We start from the raw sequence: 16,021 nt of genomic DNA, 5'->3' as shown, positions 1-16,021 counted from the left end.
GGCCTCATTGTACTGACTGGTATGGCGCACGCACACGCCAGTCACGCGTCAGACCTTGACCGGACCGGGGCGCCCCCGCGCGATCTCGTAGCGGGCCTGCACGTGAAAACGCGCATCGGCCTGCACCGGGTGGGCCGTGGCCCGGAACTCGCAGCGCAGGCGCTCGGGCGTGAGGTCCAGCAGCGCGTAGCCCCGCTGGTCGCTGCGGCAGTGCAGGATGTCGGGCTGCCGGCGCCTGATGGCGCTGGTCAACCACTCACTGAGCCCCCGGCTGGTGACCGACGAGGCCACCAGCTCACTGGCCACGATGGGCGAGGTGGCGTCCAGCGGGTTCAGTCGGAGGTTGGCGGCCACATGGCGGTGCACGTCACCGCCCAGAAACACCACATCGCGTACGCGCGGCTGGGCGATGGCCTCCATCAGCCGGCGGCGGGCGGCCGGAAAGGCGTCCCAGCCGTCGGCGTACTGCAACAGCTCGTGGGTGCCCGGCACCGGCAGCGGCGCGGGCGATATCTGCGTGGTTTGCAGCACCAGCTTCCAGTCGGCCAGGCTGCCCGCCAGGCCTTCGGCCAGCCAGTACTCCTGCGGCATGCCCAGCATGGTGCGCGATGCGTCATCGGTTTCGTCGCAGCGCCACAGCACCTTGCGGGTCAGCGGCGCGATCCGGTCCAGACACGGCGGCGCATCACGAAACTGTCGGGTGTCCAGCGTCCAGAGATCGGCCAGGCGGCCCCAGGCATAGCGGTCATGCATGGGCATGCCCGTGGCCGACGGTGCACGACGTGGCGACACGGGCAGGTGTTCGAAATACGCCCGGTACGCGGCGGTGCGCACCGCCAGAAAGGCTTGCGCGTCCTCCACCTCGGGGGCGCGCTGCGCCGAGTGGTCCGACATCACCTCGTGGTCGTCCCAGACCAGGAGCCACGGATGGGCTGCATGGCAGGCCCGCAAGTCGGCGTCCAGCTTGTAGCTGGCGTGGTGGATGCGGTAGTCGGCCAGGGTGCGGGCGGCCGGCATGTCGTGCAGGTGATCGCGCACGCGCTGGTAGCCCGGCTTGTGGTTGGTGTAGATGTAATCACCGGCGAAGAGCACGAGGTCAACATCGGCGCGGGCGATCTCTCGGTGGGCGGTGAAGTGCCCTTGCTCGTAGTGCTGGCACGAGGCCAGGGCCAGCCTCAGGCGCGAGGGCTGTGCGTCACCGGGCGGCGCAGTGCGGGTGCGGCCCACGGTGCTGCGCTGTCCGCCGGTCTCGAACCGGTAGTGGTATTCGCGCTCGGGGGCCAGGCCCTGCACCAGCACGTGCACGCTGTGGGCCGCCTCGGGCGAGGCCATGACCTCACCTTGCTGCACGATGCGCTGAAAGCGGTCGTCGTGCGCCACGGCCCAGCGCACCAGCACGGCACGGGCGGGCATGCCGCCATCGGGCTGCAGGGGTTGAGGGGCCAGGCGGGTCCAGAGCACCACGCTGTCGGCGCGCGGCTCGCCGCTGGCCACCCCCAGAGAAAAGACCTCGGCCGGGGCTGGCCAGGGCTGGGCGTCCAGGGTCTGGGCCAGCGCCCGCGCTGACAACCACTGCTGCCAGGCGCCCAGGGCCGCGACCCGGCTGAGTTGTCGAAAAAAGGCACGTCGTTGCATGAAGGCGCCGATTATGCGTTGCCTGCACACCTTGGCGCACAATGGACACACCGCACAGGAGTTCGCCATGAGCAGCCGTTCTTCGCAAGCCGACCCGCAACAAGCCGCCGCACAAGCCTCCGAGGCCTTCGCCAACATGGGGGCCGCCGGCATGGACCTCTTCCAGGAGTGGCTGAAAGCCGCGGGCAACGCCATGCCGAGCATGGGCGGCCAGGCCGCGGCGGCGGCTGGTCAGGCGGCGTCCGGCAAGCCGCTGGGCAACCTGGGCACCATGGGGGGCTGGAGCCTGCCCACCATGGACCCGCAGGAGCTGGACAAGCGCATCCAGGATCTGCGCACGGTGCAGTTCTGGCTGGAGCAGAACGCACGCATGATCGCCATGACGATCCAGGGGCTGGAGGTGCAAAAGATGACCTTGAGCACCCTGCAGGGCATGAACGTGTCGATGGATGCCTTGCGCGACGCCTTGAAGGCGCGCAACACGGCGGCGGCAGCGCCTGCCCAGCCAACGCCGGAGGCTCCCGCCGAGCAGGCCGAGGACGCTGGCCCCGGTGAGGCTGACCAGAGCGCCCAGGCGGCACAGGCTGCACAGAGCGACCTCATCAACCCCATGCGCTGGTGGGACACGCTGACCCAGCAATTCACCCACCTGGCCGCTCAGGCCGCCCAGGCACCCCAGGTGATGCCGATGAGCCCGCCCAAGGGCGTCCGCCGCGCGGGCTCATCCAGTAGCGCACGCAAGACCTCGTCTGCCGGGGCCACCCGTGCGGCGCCCAAAACCACCGCCAAGCCCCGCGCCAAAGGGGCCTCGTCACCGCGCACCACCCGGGGGGGCAAGGCCTCGGGCGGCGCCTCGGACTGACCGCACGCATGGTCATGGGCGCCCCCTCTCACGCCATCGGCCTGCGGTTTCTGCAGGCCCACGGCACCCATCCGCACCCCGAGCTGGCGCTGGAGCTGGTCTGGGCGCAGCTGGCCTCGCAGGGGGCCGAGCACATGGGGGCCACGCTGGGCTGGTGTTATGTGACCGATGAGCTGGCCGATGGCCTGGAGCACATCGTGCACGGGCTGCGCACCCGCCTGCCCCAGGTGGCCTGGGTGGGTGCGGTGGGTGCCGGCGTGCTGGCCACGGGGGTGGAGTACCTCGAAGAGCCCGCGCTGGCCGTGATGCTGTGCAACCTGCCTGCCGGCGACTTTCGGGTGTTCCATGGCCGCCAACCCCTGCCCCGGCTGAGCGGCTTCATGCCCCAGGCGGTTCAGGTGCACGCCGACGGGCAAACCCCCGACCTGCAAGACTTGCTGCACGAGCTGGCGCAACGCACCGCCACCGGGCAGTTGTTCGGCGGCCTGAGTGTGGGCGATCCCGCGCGCTGGCACGTCGCCACCGACGGTGGGCCACCACCGCCGTCGCCAGCCCCCGAGGGCGCCGACCACAGCGGGCTGTGGCACGGCGGCGTGTCGGGCGTGGCCTTCGATGCCCGGGTGCGGCTGGTGTCCAGGGTGACCCAGGGCTGCACCCCGGTGGGGCCACCCCGCACGATCACCGGCTGTGACCGCCACGTGGTCTACGAGCTGGACGGCCGCCCGGCCCTGCGCTGCCTGCTCAACGACCTGGGGCTGCCGGGCCCCGAACAAGCCGATTGGCACCTCGAAGCCCTGCCCAAGGTGCGGGCCACGCTGGCGGGCTTGAGCGACGCCGACACCGAACTGATGAGCCACGGACGGCACTTTGGCGACGACACCCGCATGCGCCACCTCATCGGCCTGGATCCGCAACGCCATGGCATCGCCCTGGCCGACCAGGTGGAGACGGGCATGCGCCTGGCCTTCGGACAACGGCATGTGGCCGCCGCCCGTCAGGACCTGGTGCGCATCTGTGCCGAGATCAGGGAAGAGTTTGATCCGCAAGAGCACCCCGGCAGTGCGCCGGTGGGGGCGGTCTACATCAGCTGCGCAGGCCGAGGTGGCCGCTACTTTGGCGCGCCCCATGCCGAGATGGAAATCCTCAGCCACGCGCTGGGCGACATCCCCCTGGTGGGCTTTTTTGCCGGCGGCGAAATCGCCCGGCATCACCTGTATGGCTACACGGGCGTGCTGACGGTGTTCGGGGCTTGAGCCCCGCCCGCCAGCGGCTCCCAGCGGCTCCCAGCGGCTCAGGCCTGGCTGCTCGCGATGCGCTGACGGGCCTGGTACAGCGTGTCGATGGTGATGTGGCGCACCTCGAGCTTGCTTTGTTCGATGTGGGCGCGCAGCAGGCGCTGGGCCTCGTCAGTGCGTCGGCGTGTGATCGCGCGCAGGATGCGGGCGTGTTCGTCGTAGGTGGCCTCCACGCGGGCCACCTTGGTGAAGTCCAGGCGCCGGATGATGCGGATGCGCTCTGTGATGTCCTCATGCACGCGCACCATCTCCTGGTTGCCTGTGGCACGCACCAGCGCGGTATGGAAGGCCTCGTCCAGCCGGTCGACGGCCACGAACGCGGTCTGGCGCTCATGGGCAGGCACCAGCCAGGTGTCGGCCAGGTCTTGCAGGCCGGGACGTTGCTCCATCTCGCACAGCCGGGCCACCGCGTGCGCCTCCAGCAGCACGCGCAGGTCGTAGAGCTGATCGAAGGTGTCGAAATCCAGCGGCGCCACCTGCCAGCCGCTCTTGGGAAAGACCAGCAAGAAGCCCTCGCGCTGCAGGCGCTGCAGGGCCTGGCGCAAGGGCGTGCGGCTGACCTGCACCCGGTTGGCCAGATCGCTTTCAGAGAAGCGCTCGCCTGGCAGCAGCTGAAAGTCAAAGATCAGCTGCTTGATCTGGGCGTAAACGCGCTCGGCCAGGGTGGCGGCTGGCAAGGCGGTGGCGGGGGCAGGCGAGACCAGTTTCATGGTGACTCAGGGCGAGCAAGAAGAAGGCCAGGGCAGCATGCTGACATGGGCAGACACGATTTTCCATCCTGTCGGCAAGCGAACCCAGGTTTGGGTCTGGAAACCACGCAAGGCCGTGTCGCTGCGGGTGAATTCACACATCGCCACGGCCATATCGGCGCCGAAGGTGGTGATGCGCACCTCATGCAGTTCACGCGTGAAGTCCGGTGGCGGCACGCTGGCCCGGTAGGCCACCAACTCATCATGCCCCCATTGCCGATCGGCGATGCCGTAACGCGTGACCTGCGGACTGCACCAGAAAAAGTCATTGAGCGCCTGCACGTCGTTGGCCATGAGGGCGGCTTCATAGTCGTCGAACAGGGCGCGCAGTTCGGCCACCACCTCGGGGCGCTGGATCTGGTCGGGGGTGATGCTCATGCGGCGCTTCCTTGCAGGCGGTGGCGCATGTAGGCACGCCATCCACCGAAATGACTGATGTCTTCGGCCCCGGCCAGGCCAGCGGGCTCACAGATGAAGCCCTTGACCCAGCGGCCGTCGGCCAGCTCGACCGAGCCCAGGCCCAGGGGCGGCGGGATCAGGGCCAGGAACGAGCCCACCTGGGAGGCGGGCACGGCATAGACCTCCAGCGCAATGGCGTGGCCCAGGGCGGGGTCGTCATCGGGCGACAGGCGCGCCAGGCCCGGCTTGGGCGGCACGGTGCCCGGCAAGGCGAACAGGCGGTAGTGGGGCGCCGTGGCCGTGGCCATCAGCAGGCGGGCGCGGCGCTCCACCAGTTGCCCATGCAAGGGCATGCCCTCCAGGTGGGCCCCCACCACGGCCAGGGCCAGGGTGGGCTCGGCGTTGAGCGTCAGGTCGGCAGGCCAGGCCAGTTCGTCGGGCGTTGCCGCCCCCAGACGACCGCCCAAGGCGCTCAGGTGGCCCGCCGCTTGTTGCCAGGCCACACCCAGGTTCAGCAAGGCCACATCGTGGCCCGCCGGCGCGATGAAGGTGACACCAAACGGCAGGGATGCACTGCCCTCGCTGCGGGTGAAACCCGCCGGCATGGCCAGCGCGCTCAGACCCAACAGGTTGACGAAGTTGGTGTACGTGCCCAGCAGGGCGTTGCGCTGCACCGGCTCGGCCAGCACGCTGTCCACCGTGGGGTGAGTGGGTGCAGTGGGCACCATCAGCACATCGATGTCGTGCCACACGGCGGCCAGTTGGCTGGCCAGGGCGCGCAGCCGGTACTGGGCCTGGAAGGTGTCGACGGCGCTGTAGCGTGAAGCCTGCTCGATGATGCCGCGCACCACCGGGTGCAACGCCTCGGGTTGACGGCGAATGAACGCATCGATGGCGGCGTGGCGCTCGGCCACCCAGGGGCCCTCGTACAACAGGCGGGCCACCTCGAAGAAGGGCGCCAGGTCGATGGGCACGATGGTGGCCGGCCAGGGCTGGCCCTGTGCATCGCGCAGGGTGTCGAGCGACTGACAGGCTGCAGCGAAAGCCGCCGGGTAGCCCAGCCCGGTGCCTTGATCGTCCCACACGGGCTGTGCAGGCACGCCCACGCGCAGGCGCGCCGGCAGCTGGGCAGGGCCCGGGCTGTGGGGGTTGAACGCGGGCTCGTCGGCGCGCAGGCCGTCGATCACGGCCAGCACCCGCGCGGCGTCGCCCGCCGTCAGGGCAAACACGCTGACGCAATCCAGGCTGCGGCAGGCGGGCAGCACCCCGTGGGTGGACACCCGGCTGGGCGTGGGCTTGAGGCCGACCAGGTTGTTGAAGCCCGCCGGCACCCGGCCTGATCCGGCCGTGTCGGTGCCCAGCGCAAAAGGCACCTCGCCGCGCGCCACGACCACGGCGGAACCCGAGCTGGAGCCGCCACTGACGTGCTCATCGCTGAACACGCTGCGCGGTGCACCATGAGGCGAACGCACGCCCACCAGGCCCGTGGCGAATTGATCGAGGTTGGTCTTGCCCACCAGGATGGCGCCCGCACGCTGCAGGCGCTGCACCACCTCGGCCGTGTCGGTGGCGGTGTAGGCAAAGTCGGGACAGGCGGCGGTGGTGACCCAGCCCGCCACATCGATGTTGTCCTTCACCGCAAACGGGATGCCGTACAGCGGCAGGGTCTCGGGCGACTGCCCTTCCAGGGTCTGTAGCTGCGCCTGCAGTTGGGCCTCGGTGGCACGGGCCAGCCACGCCGCATCATCGGCGGGCAAGGCCTGCCATTCACGCTGCAGCCTGGCCAGCACCTGGGCGGGTGTGAGGCCGGCGCGGTAGGCGGCACGCAGGCCTTCAATGGTGCGCGGCAGCGCAGGTGCATCCGAAACTGTCAAAGAGGTGTCCGTCATGGTGTGGGGGCAGGCAGAGCCTGCAGCAACAAGGCACTGGGCGCCGTCCAGCCCACGATGGCGCCCTGGGCGCGGATCATGGCCAGCGTGGCCGCCTTGAACTCGGGAAAGTAACTGTCGGTGCCATCTTCCACCAAAAGGCACTCGTAGCCACGGTCGTTGGCCTCGCGCATCGAGGTCTGCACACACACTTCGGTGGTCACCCCCATCACGATCAAGTGGGTGATGCCCAGTTCTTGCAAGGTCTCGTGCAGACCGGTGGCATAGAAGGCGCCTTTGCCAGGCTTGTCGATGACGATCTCGCCCTCGACGGGCGCCAGGGCGGGCACGATGGCGTGACCGGGCTCACCCCGGATGAGCACACGCCCCATGGGGCCCACATCGCCGATGCGCAGGCTGGGCTGGCCACGCTCGCGCTTGGCGGGCGGGCAGTCCGACAGGTCGGGCAGGTGGGCCTCGCGCGTGTGCACCACCAGGCCGCCCAGGGCGCGCCACGCCAGCAGCACGCGCTGCACCGTGGGGATGATGGCCTGCAGCAGCGACACATCGTTGCCCAGCGACGCCCCGAAGCCGCCAGGCTCCACAAAGTCACGCTGCATGTCGATGATGAGCAGCGCGGTGTGCGCCGGATCGAAGCGGTAATCAAACGGCTGTGCCGCCACGGTGCAGGTCATGCGGCCTCCCGCTGGGGTTCGTCGTGGTGGTGTCCGCCCATGAAGGTGCCCAGCACGTGTCGGTCGGCCTCGTCGGCCATGCACTCGTGCACGATGCGGCCCTCGCTCATCACCACGATGCGGTCGGCCAGCTTGAGCAACTCGTCGAGGTCTTCACTGAGCAACAGCACCGCGCCGCCCGCATTGCGCACGGCCATGATGCGGCTGTGGATCTCGGCCACAGCGGCAAAGTCCAGGCCAAAGACGGGGTTGGACACCAGCAGCACGTCCACCTGGCCATCGAGCTCGCGGGCCAGCACCGCCCGCTGCACATTGCCGCCCGACAGGGATCGGATGGGCGCATTCTCGCCCTGGGTCTTGACCTTGTAGGCCGCGATCAGCTCGCGGGCCTGCGCCCGCAGCACCCCACCACGCAGCCAGCCGGCACGCGCCGCCGGAGGCTGGTCAAAGCGGCGCAGCCCGATGTTCATGGCCACGCTCAGGTCGCCCACGCAGGCGTTGCGCAAGGGCTCCTCGGGCAGGCTGCGCACGTTCAGGCGCTGGTTCTGCGCGCGGCGGGCCTGGTAGCGCTCGTCGGCGATCCAGACCTCGCCGGCGGCACGATCGCGTTGGCCGACCAAGGCCTCCATCAGCTCGCGCTGACCATTGCCAGACACGCCGGCCACGCCCACGATCTCGCCGCCACGCACTTGAACCGACAGCCCCTGCACGGCCATCTCGCCCCGGTCGCCGGCCACCTCCAGCTGCTCAATGCGCAAACGCACCGGCGCGCTGGGAAAAGGCTCTCGCGGCATGCGGCCGGCCGGGCTGGCCACCTGTTGTTGCGCCCCCTGCCCCATCATCTCGGCGCCCAGCATGGTGGGGTTGGTGTCGGCCACGCGGTGGCTGCCCATCAAGGCGCCCCGGCGCAGCACGCTCACGTCGTCGGCCACCTCCATCACCTCGCGGAACTTGTGCGAAATCATGATGACGCTGACATCGCCCGCGTGAGCACGGTCGCGCAAGGCCCCCAGCACCTCGTCGGCCTCTTGCGGCGTCAGCACCGAGGTGGGCTCGTCCAGGATCAGCAGGCGGGGCTTGAGGTAGAGCTGCTTGAGGATCTCGAGCTTCTGCTTCTCGCCGGCCGACAGGTCCACGGGACGGGCATCGAGGTCCAGCCTGAAGGGGGTGGTGGCCAGGAAGGCCTCCAGCTCGGCGCGCACCTGCTTCCAGGGGATGACGGCCGGCAAGGTGCCCTTGGCCAGCAGCAGGTTCTCGGCCACCGTCATGCCCGGCACCACGGTGAAGTGCTGGTAGACCATGCCGATGCCCAGTTGCCGCGCCACCACCGGGGAGGTGATGGCCTGCTCGCGCCCGTCGATCAGCACCGCACCATCGTCCGGCAGGTGGTAGCCCACGATGGCCTTGACCAGGGTGCTCTTGCCCGCGCCGTTTTCGCCCAGCAGGGCGTGCACGGTGCCTGGCCGCACGTCGATGGACACGCCATCCAGCGCCGTGAAGCTGCCAAAGCGCTTGGTCAGGTTGTAGGTGGACAGGGCCAGGGCCCCGGTTTTGCGGGGGGGCTGCAGGGCGGGGTCGAGCGGTGCGGTCATGGTCCAGGGCTCCGGTCAGGCTTTCATCTCGCGGCGGAAGACCTCCAGCGTGCGGCTCTTGACCCGCACGAACTCCGGATCGGCCATCGTCTCGGGGATGCGCGGGCGCGGCAGGTTGAAGGGCACGATCTCGGCGATGCGTGTGGGCCGGCGCGTGAGCAAGAGGATCTCGTCGGCCAGGAACACGGCGTCTTCCAGGTCATGCGAGACGATGACCATGGTGGTGCCCGTGGCCACATGCGCCTCTTGCAGCTTCTCGCGGATGAACAGCGTCATCTCGAAATCGAGCGCCGAGAAGGGCTCATCCAGGAACATGATCTCGGGACGCGGGGCCAGCGAGCGCATGATGCACACGGTTTGCTGCTGGCCGCCCGAGAGTTCATACGGGTAGCGACTGAGGTCGAAGCGGATCTCGAAGAGCTGGATGAGCTCGTCCACCCGGGCCTGCACCTCGGCTTCTTTCATGCCCTGGCGGCGCAGGGGATAGGCGATGTTGTCGCGCGCGGTGATCCACGGAAACAGGGCGTCGCGGTAGTTCTGAAACACGTAACCGATCTTCGTGTCCTTGAGCGTTTTGCCGTCAAAGAGGATCTCGCCTTGGTCCAGCGGGATGAGGCCGGCGATCATGTTCATCAGGGTGGACTTGCCACAGCCATTGGGGCCGAAGATGGAGACGATCTTGCCGCGCGGCAGATCGAGGTTGAAGTCGGTGTACAGCGGTGCGCCGGCGAAGGATTTGTGCAGGCCGCGCACGGTGACGTGGGGGCGCTTGTGGGCGCTGGCGGCGGTGTGGTCTGTGGTGGGGGTGAGGACGGCGTTCATGGCTTTGTCTTTCAGGTGTTCGACGCTTTGGGCGCCTTGGGCCGGCTCAGGCGGGTGGGGTACACGACTGCGCTCATGTCCCCCGTCACGCGCGGTGCGCGTGCCTCCTCCTTTACTTCGCTCCGCCGTGCACCCCACCCACCTGATCCTCCTAGGGTGGCGTGCACCGGTTCCCCACTCACCCCCCCACCCAGCTTCCAGAGCGGTGCAGGCTTGGCAGCGCGGGTGCCCAACGCAGCGAAGTAAAGGAGGAGGTCGGGCGCAGCCCGGCCGGGGGACATGAGCGAAGTTGGGCACCCGCGCTGCCAAGCGCGAGACACACTTCTGAAAGCAATATCCACACTCATGCTTTGCCACTCCAGTGCACGATGCGCTTCTCGATCAGCAAGAACATCAGGTTCAGCAGGTAACCCAGGGCGCCCGTGATCAGGATCGAGGTGTACATGTCCTTGACGTTGAACACCTGCTGCGCATCGATGATGCGGTGGCCCAGGCCGTTCTCGGAGCCGATGAACATCTCGGCCACGATCACGATCACCAGCGCCATGGACACCCCGGTGCGCAAGCCCACGAAGGTTTGTGCCAGGCTCTCCATCAGCATCACGTCCTTGAACACATGCCACTTGCTCACCCCCATGATCTGGGCGGCCATCACGCGGGTCTTCTTGGCGTTCATCACCCCATAGGCGCTGTTGAACAACACCAGCAACACCGCCGCAAACGCCGCAATCGCAATCTTGTTGCTGTCCGAGATGCCAAAGATCAGCATGAACAAGGGAATCAGCGCCGACGACGGCGTGGAGCGGAAGAAGTCCACCAGGAACTCGACGCTGCGGTAGGCGTTGACCGACGAGCCCAGCATCACGCCCACCGGCACCCCGATGGCCACTGCGATGCCGAAGGACACCAGCGTGCGGTACACCGTGGCCAGGAAGTCTTCGGCGATGTCGCCGCTGACCATCACGCTCCACAGGTGGGCCAGCGTTTCGGCTGGCGGGGGCAACAACACCGGGCGGATGAGCTTGGTGGTGATCACCAGCTCCCAGATGCCGAACAACAAGAGGGGCCCCACCAAGGGCAGCAGGCGGGGGTCGAACAGGCGGTCCAGGAGCTTGTTCATGGCGTTCCTCAGGCCGTGTAGAGCAGCGGCTTGACGGGCACCGTGCGCGAGAAGATCTTGCGCTCGGTGAACACATCAAAGAACTTCTGGAAGTAGCCGATGTCGGCCTCGGTGAACTCGTTGTACAGCGTGAAGCCCGCCAGCGGCACCTCTTTCACCAGGCTGGGATCGATGGACGTGAACCCGTCCAGATGCTGGCGCACCTGCGTGGGGTTCTTGCGCACGAAGTCCACCGAGCGCGCATAAGCCGCGATGTACTTTTTGGCCAACTCGGGCTGCTCTTTCAGGAAGGTGCTCGTGACGCTGGCCGAGCCGCCGAACCAGGGCGCATCGGCGTTGCCCAGGATGTACTTGCTGATGACGCCGTTTTCCAGCACCCGCGTCAGGCCACGCAGCCGGCCGGCCGTGCCGGTGGGCTCAAGCGTGTACACCGCGTCCAGTTGCCCGGCCGCCAGCGAAGGCACATGCTGGCCGATGGGCAACTCGATGACGCGGGCATCGGTCACGCCGTTCTTCTCCAGGATCATCTTGGCCAATGTCAGGTTCTGGATGCCGGGGCCGGAGGCCACCGTCTTGCCCTTGAGCTCGGCAATCGACTTGATCGGGCTGCCAATGGGCACCACGAACTGGTCGAGCACCAGCTTGTGGTTGGAGGGGTTGGAGCAGATGATCTTGAACAGGCCCGGCGAAGTGATCTCGGCCAGGGCCAACACGGCCGACGCGGTGCCGTTGGCCGACCCGTGGATGCGGCCCGAGATCATGGCCTCGGCCACCTGCTGTGCGCTCTGGAACTTCACGCCTTCCACGTTCAGGCCGGCCTCTTTGAAGAAGCCACGCTCCAGGCCTGCGTACAAGGGCAGGCCCGAGGCGATGGGCCAGTAGCCAATGAGGATCTTGTCACTCTGCGCACGCACCGTGGGCAAGGCCCCCAAGGCGGCAGCAGCGGCGGTGGCCTGCAACAGTTGTCGGCGGTGGCGGCGGAAGGACGACTCGGACATGGATGAAACCTTTACAGAAGAGGGCTGATGACGGACGCGGGGATCGGCATGTCGGCACACACTTGTTTGAATACCTTCTTGTATACAAGCAATCTGCATACCCGCCCCTCACGCGCTCAGGATCACTCCTGTGCCCTGCCCTGGTGCCTGTTCAGAAGGCCTGCAAGGCCTTGATCACCGCCTTGGAATCCGACACCGCACCAAACACGCCCCCTTGCATCTTGATCATCTGGAAGGCCGCCGCGTGGTTGCCCGGATCGGTGGCGCCCGTGCAGTCCGTCAGCATCACGCACTCAAAGCCGCGGTCGTTGGCATCGCGCATGGTGGTGTGCACACACACGTCGGTGGTGATGCCCGTCAGGATGATGTTCTGAACGCCCAGCGTGTGCAGGATCAGTTCCAGGTCGGTCGCGTAAAAGCTGCCCTTGCCGGGTTTGTCGATGATGGGCTCGCCGTCGATCGGGTACAGCTCGGGGATGATGTCCCAGCCCGGCTCGCCGCGCACCAGGATGCGACCGCACGGCCCCACATCGCCGATGCCCACGCCATTCGTGCCGATCTGGCGCGAGCGCCAGCGCTTGTTGGCCGGCAGGTCGCTCAGGTCGGGTCGATGGCCCTCGCGCGTGTGGATCACGTGCATGCCCACGCGCCGCGCCTCGGCCAGCAAGGCCTTGATGGGCTCAATGGGTGCGCGGGTGGCCGAGATGTCGTAGCCCATCTTGTCCACATAGCCCCCCACGCCGCAGAAATCGGTCTGCATGTCGATGATGATCAGCGCCGTGTTGGCGGGGCGCAGATCGCCGTTGTAGGGCCAGGCATAGGGCTGCGCATCGACGTAGGTGGTGGTGCTCATGCCGCATCCTTCAAGGTGGTCGTGGAAACAGACAGCAGGTTGGGCTCTTCGCCCTTGAACGCGCGCGTGGGCGGCGCAAAGCCGCACGAGCTGCCATCGGTGTGCACCACCTCGCCCTCCCAGGGCAGGCGGGCCGTGCCGGCCACCATGTCGCGCATGAAGGTGTAGGGGCAGTCTTGCGCCCCACCCTTCACAGCCACGTAGGCCCGATGGAAGAACTGGTAGATGTTGTTCTCCACGCCCCAGTGCACCCGCGCCTCGCGCACCAGATCAGCCCGCACTTCGGCACAGACGATCTCGTCGGCGCGACCGCCGCCTTGCGCCATCACGGTGCCATCGAAGTTGCACACCATGGCTTCGCCCATGGAATCGAAGGTGCCGTCGCTGCCGCACAGGCACACACTGGCCGTCACCATCAGGTTCTGGAACGCGTTGGCCTGGTTGGTGATCTGCCAGGCATGCCGGATGGGGGCGGTGTAGCCCGCCGTGCGGATCATCAACTCAGCCCCCTGGTAGGCGCATTCGCGCGCCATCTCGGGGAACATGCCGTCGTGGCAGATGATGAGCGCGAGCTTCACGCCCTTGGGGCCCGTGATGACGGGGATGCCCATGTTGCCGGGCTCCCAGGGCTCCACCGGCACCCAGGGGTGGTACTTGCGGTAGTACAGCTGCAGCGCACCCTGGTCGTCGATGATGAGGCCCGTGTTGTAAGGCATGCCACCGGGGTTTTTCTCCATGATCGAGAAGCAGCCCCAGATCTTGTGCTGCACACAGGCCGCCTTGAAGGCCGCCACCTCGGGGCCGTCCAGCGTCACCATCAACTCGTCGGCCGTGCTCATGCTCAGGCCATGCAGCGAATACTCCGGGAACACCAGCAGGTCCATGCCCGGGTAACTGCGGCGGGCCTTACCCACCATGTCCACGATGCGCTGGGTTTGCGCCGCCAGCTGCGCCGGGGTCTCCACCACGGGCAACTGCAGTTGCACCATGCCCAGCACCATGCCCGATGGGGTCTTGTTCAAACCACCCAAGCCACTCATGTCAGAACTCCTGTCGATCGCCTCACCTCATCACGCCTCATCAACCGATCAGCGCGTGACACCCAATTCCAACGGCGCGCCTTGCAGTGAGCGCTTGGGGCTGCAGGTCCAGATCAGGATGAGCAGCGTCAGCGCATAGGGCATGGCGTTGAAGAGGTGGTAGCCCCAGCCGATGCCCACCGATTGCAAGGCTGGCCCCAGGGCCCCGGCCCCACCAAACAACAGCGCGGCCCACAGGCAGGCCACCGGGCGCCAGCGCGCAAAGATCACCAAGGCCACGGCGATCAGCCCCTGCCCGCTGGACAGGCCTTCGTTCCAGCTGCCCGGGTAGTACAGCGACAGCGAGGCGCCCCCCAAACCAGCGATGAAGCCGCCCACGGTGGTGGCCAGCACCCGCACGGTGTTGACCGAGTAGCCCAAGGCCCTTGCTGCATCGCTGCTGTCGCCGGCCATGCGCACGATCAGGCCCCAGCGGGTGTTGGCGAACGCCCAGGCCATGAACAAGGCCAGCAGCACCCCGATCGGAAACAGCGCATTGATGCGCAAAGCCGCCTGCACCTGGGCCGAATCACTCCAGGCTCCCAAGGCCAGCGAGGGAATCTGCGGCGCCTGTGGCTGGATCAAAGGCTTGCCCAGGTAGAAGGCCAGGCCGGCGCCCAGCAGCATCAGCGCGATGCCCGTGGCGATGTCGTTCACCCGCGGCAAAGAGCACAACAGACCATGCAGCATGGCCAACAAGGCGCCCGCGCAGGCGCCCAGCAACAGCCCGATCCAGGGCGAGCCCGTCAGGTAGGCTGCGCCGAAGGCCGACATGGCCGACAGCACCAGCACGCCTTCCAGCCCCAGGTTGATGCGGCCCGACTTCTCGGTAAGGCACTCACCCAGGCTCACGAACAAGAAGGGCGTGCCCACGCGGATGGCGCCGCCCAGCACGGCCAGGGCCACATCCCCGAAGCTGGAAAAAAATCCGGGATCGCTCATGCCACGCCCTCCGTCTTTGCCACCACCGGGGCCGCAGGCGGCCGCGACGCCGCGCCCCGCACCAGCCACCATTCGCCCAGCTTGCCGCGCATCGCGTCGCTGGCCAGGATGAGCACGAACGCAAAACCCTGCAGCACCAGCACCGACGCATCGGGCAGGTCCAGCCGGCGCTGCAGCAGGCTGCCCGCCGCACCAAAGCCCCCGAAGAGGATGGCCACCGGCACCACCGCCAAGGGGTTGTGCCGCGCCACGAACGACACCAGGATGCCCGTGTAGCCCAGGCCCACGATCAACGAGGCATTGGCCGAGGTGTGCACGGCCGCCACCTCGATGGCGCCAGCCAATCCGGCCGCCGCACCACCCAGCGCACACGCGGTGATGACCAGGCGGTGGCTGGGCAAGCCCACCAGACGGGCGGCACGGGCATTGCCGCCCACCACGCGGGTGGCAAATCCATGGGTGCTGCCGTACAGCCAGATGCCGGCCAGCACGCACAGCACCGCGCCCCACACCAGGCCCCAATGCACGTCGTACTCGCCGATCAGGCCCAACTGAATGTCAACCGGCAAGGGCAAGGTCGAGGGCTTGTTGAGGCTCTCGGGGTCGCGCATGGGCCCTTCCACGAAGTGCTTGAACAGGCCGATGGCCAGGTAGCTCATCAACAGCGATGCGATGGTTTCATTCACGCCCCGGTACTGGCGCAAAGCCCCCGCCAGCGCAATCCACACGCCGCCGGCCAGCGCCCCGGCCGCCAGCACCAGGGCCGTGCCCAGCCAGCCATCCGGCGGGGCAAACAGATAAGGCAAGGCCGCGCACGCCAGACCACCCAGCACCAGGGCGCCCTCGCCGCCAATCACCATCAGGCCGGCGCGGTAAGGAATGGCCACACACAAGGCCGTGAGCATCAGTGGCGCGGCCCGCTGCAGGGTGTTCTGCCACGAAAAGGCGTCCCCGAAGGCCCCCTTGAACAACAGGATCCAGGCCTGCACCGGATCGGTGCCGCCCAGCCACACAAAGCCACCGAAGAGCAGCACCGCACCGGCCAGGGCCAGCACGGGCAGCACCACGGCGTCGAAGACCGAGGTCAAGGGGTTCATGGGGTCGCCCCTGTG

General features: G+C 67.7%; 15 protein-coding genes. 2 read left to right on the top strand and 13 right to left on the bottom strand.

Translation table 11 applies throughout. The features are described from left to right. Nucleotides 1-48: 48 nt before the first annotated feature. On the bottom strand, nt 49-1,635 hold the full coding sequence (locus tag WNB94_RS09830) for an alkaline phosphatase D family protein (RefSeq protein WP_341390167.1): 1,587 nt from the start codon (nt 1,633-1,635) through the stop codon (nt 49-51). Between the two features lie 67 nt (nt 1,636-1,702). On the opposite strand from WNB94_RS09830, the gene WNB94_RS09825 reads away from it, so the two are divergent. Further along, nucleotides 1,703-2,497 carry a PhaM family polyhydroxyalkanoate granule multifunctional regulatory protein gene (locus WNB94_RS09825; RefSeq protein WP_341390166.1) on the top strand — a complete coding sequence of 265 codons (795 nt, stop codon included), beginning with the start codon at nt 1,703-1,705 and terminating at the stop codon, nt 2,495-2,497. Nucleotides 2,498-2,511: 14 nt separating this feature from the next. Continuing rightward, complete coding sequence (locus tag WNB94_RS09820) at nt 2,512-3,750, top strand: FIST signal transduction protein (protein ID WP_341390165.1); 1,239 nt, start codon at nt 2,512-2,514, stop codon at nt 3,748-3,750. A gap of 38 nt (nt 3,751-3,788) precedes the next feature. Here the strand turns inward: WNB94_RS09820 and WNB94_RS09815 are convergent, their stop codons facing one another. The 12 genes from WNB94_RS09815 to WNB94_RS09760 all read right to left on the bottom strand — a co-directional run bounded on the left by WNB94_RS09815 (nt 3,789) and on the right by WNB94_RS09760 (nt 16,006). Continuing rightward, nucleotides 3,789-4,502, bottom strand: coding sequence for a GntR family transcriptional regulator (locus WNB94_RS09815; RefSeq protein WP_341390164.1), 714 nt, complete (start codon nt 4,500-4,502; stop codon nt 3,789-3,791). Nucleotides 4,503-4,508: 6 nt separating this feature from the next. Next, a complete protein-coding gene (gene hpxZ / locus WNB94_RS09810; RefSeq protein ID WP_341390162.1) occupies nt 4,509-4,919 on the bottom strand; it encodes an oxalurate catabolism protein HpxZ in 411 nt (136 codons plus the stop codon). Next, nucleotides 4,916-6,829 (bottom strand): allophanate hydrolase, encoded by a 1,914-nt coding sequence (gene atzF, locus WNB94_RS09805; protein WP_341390161.1) that lies wholly within the window; start codon nt 6,827-6,829, stop codon nt 4,916-4,918. The genes hpxZ and atzF overlap by 4 nt, the downstream gene beginning before the upstream one ends. Next, on the bottom strand, nt 6,826-7,503 hold the full coding sequence (locus tag WNB94_RS09800) for a cysteine hydrolase family protein (protein ID WP_341390160.1): 678 nt from the start codon (nt 7,501-7,503) through the stop codon (nt 6,826-6,828). Before WNB94_RS09800 ends, atzF begins: the two co-directional genes overlap by 4 nt. Next, nucleotides 7,500-9,095 carry an ABC transporter ATP-binding protein gene (locus tag WNB94_RS09795; RefSeq protein ID WP_341390158.1) on the bottom strand — a complete coding sequence of 532 codons (1,596 nt, stop codon included), beginning with the start codon at nt 9,093-9,095 and terminating at the stop codon, nt 7,500-7,502. The genes WNB94_RS09800 and WNB94_RS09795 overlap by 4 nt, the downstream gene beginning before the upstream one ends. A gap of 15 nt (nt 9,096-9,110) precedes the next feature. Next, a complete protein-coding gene (locus tag WNB94_RS09790) occupies nt 9,111-9,917 on the bottom strand; it encodes an ABC transporter ATP-binding protein (RefSeq protein WP_341390157.1) in 807 nt (268 codons plus the stop codon). 343 nt (nt 9,918-10,260) lie between these two features. After that, nucleotides 10,261-11,037 (bottom strand): ABC transporter permease, encoded by a 777-nt coding sequence (locus tag WNB94_RS09785; RefSeq protein ID WP_341390155.1) that lies wholly within the window; start codon nt 11,035-11,037, stop codon nt 10,261-10,263. Nucleotides 11,038-11,045: 8 nt separating this feature from the next. Next, nucleotides 11,046-12,035, bottom strand: a complete 990-nt coding sequence (locus WNB94_RS09780) for an ABC transporter substrate-binding protein (RefSeq protein WP_341390153.1) — start codon at nt 12,033-12,035, stop codon at nt 11,046-11,048. Between the two features lie 151 nt (nt 12,036-12,186). Next, the gene (gene biuH, locus WNB94_RS09775) at nt 12,187-12,888 is read right to left on the bottom strand and encodes a biuret amidohydrolase (protein WP_341390152.1); all 702 of its coding nucleotides are present in this window, start codon (nt 12,886-12,888) and stop codon (nt 12,187-12,189) included. Next, on the bottom strand, nt 12,885-13,928 hold the full coding sequence (locus WNB94_RS09770) for a formamidase (protein ID WP_341390150.1): 1,044 nt from the start codon (nt 13,926-13,928) through the stop codon (nt 12,885-12,887). Before WNB94_RS09770 ends, biuH begins: the two co-directional genes overlap by 4 nt. Nucleotides 13,929-13,976: 48 nt before the next feature. Continuing rightward, nucleotides 13,977-14,909, bottom strand: a complete 933-nt coding sequence (locus tag WNB94_RS09765; RefSeq protein WP_341390149.1) for an ABC transporter permease — start codon at nt 14,907-14,909, stop codon at nt 13,977-13,979. After that, on the bottom strand, nt 14,906-16,006 hold the full coding sequence (locus tag WNB94_RS09760; protein ID WP_341390148.1) for an ABC transporter permease: 1,101 nt from the start codon (nt 16,004-16,006) through the stop codon (nt 14,906-14,908). The genes WNB94_RS09765 and WNB94_RS09760 overlap by 4 nt, the downstream gene beginning before the upstream one ends. Nucleotides 16,007-16,021 lie beyond the last annotated feature (15 nt).

Source organism: Aquabacterium sp. A3 (assembly GCF_038069945.1).
Taxonomy (GTDB): domain Bacteria; phylum Pseudomonadota; class Gammaproteobacteria; order Burkholderiales; family Burkholderiaceae_C; genus Aquabacterium.
Note: the sequence above shows the minus strand (reverse complement) of the source record. Positions and strands in the feature narration are given on the sequence as shown.

What these genes read in the sequence shown, in the direction of transcription:
- WNB94_RS09765 (WP_341390149.1), bottom strand. Translation starts at nt 14,909, where the DNA reads ATGAGCGATCCCGGATTTTTTTCCAGCTTCGGGGATGTGGCCCTGGCC.
- WNB94_RS09780 (WP_341390153.1), bottom strand. Translation starts at nt 12,035, where the DNA reads ATGTCCGAGTCGTCCTTCCGCCGCCACCGCCGACAACTGTTGCAGGCC.
- atzF (WP_341390161.1), bottom strand. Translation starts at nt 6,829, where the DNA reads ATGACGGACACCTCTTTGACAGTTTCGGATGCACCTGCGCTGCCGCGC.
- hpxZ (WP_341390162.1), bottom strand. Translation starts at nt 4,919, where the DNA reads ATGAGCATCACCCCCGACCAGATCCAGCGCCCCGAGGTGGTGGCCGAA.
- WNB94_RS09825 (WP_341390166.1), top strand. Translation starts at nt 1,703, where the DNA reads ATGAGCAGCCGTTCTTCGCAAGCCGACCCGCAACAAGCCGCCGCACAA.
- WNB94_RS09815 (WP_341390164.1), bottom strand. Translation starts at nt 4,502, where the DNA reads ATGAAACTGGTCTCGCCTGCCCCCGCCACCGCCTTGCCAGCCGCCACC.
- WNB94_RS09760 (WP_341390148.1), bottom strand. Translation starts at nt 16,006, where the DNA reads ATGAACCCCTTGACCTCGGTCTTCGACGCCGTGGTGCTGCCCGTGCTG.
- WNB94_RS09820 (WP_341390165.1), top strand. Translation starts at nt 2,512, where the DNA reads ATGGGCGCCCCCTCTCACGCCATCGGCCTGCGGTTTCTGCAGGCCCAC.
- WNB94_RS09790 (WP_341390157.1), bottom strand. Translation starts at nt 9,917, where the DNA reads ATGAACGCCGTCCTCACCCCCACCACAGACCACACCGCCGCCAGCGCC.
- WNB94_RS09785 (WP_341390155.1), bottom strand. Translation starts at nt 11,037, where the DNA reads ATGAACAAGCTCCTGGACCGCCTGTTCGACCCCCGCCTGCTGCCCTTG.
- WNB94_RS09830 (WP_341390167.1), bottom strand. Translation starts at nt 1,635, where the DNA reads ATGCAACGACGTGCCTTTTTTCGACAACTCAGCCGGGTCGCGGCCCTG.
- biuH (WP_341390152.1), bottom strand. Translation starts at nt 12,888, where the DNA reads ATGAGCACCACCACCTACGTCGATGCGCAGCCCTATGCCTGGCCCTAC.
- WNB94_RS09795 (WP_341390158.1), bottom strand. Translation starts at nt 9,095, where the DNA reads ATGACCGCACCGCTCGACCCCGCCCTGCAGCCCCCCCGCAAAACCGGG.
- WNB94_RS09770 (WP_341390150.1), bottom strand. Translation starts at nt 13,928, where the DNA reads ATGAGTGGCTTGGGTGGTTTGAACAAGACCCCATCGGGCATGGTGCTG.
- WNB94_RS09800 (WP_341390160.1), bottom strand. Translation starts at nt 7,503, where the DNA reads ATGACCTGCACCGTGGCGGCACAGCCGTTTGATTACCGCTTCGATCCG.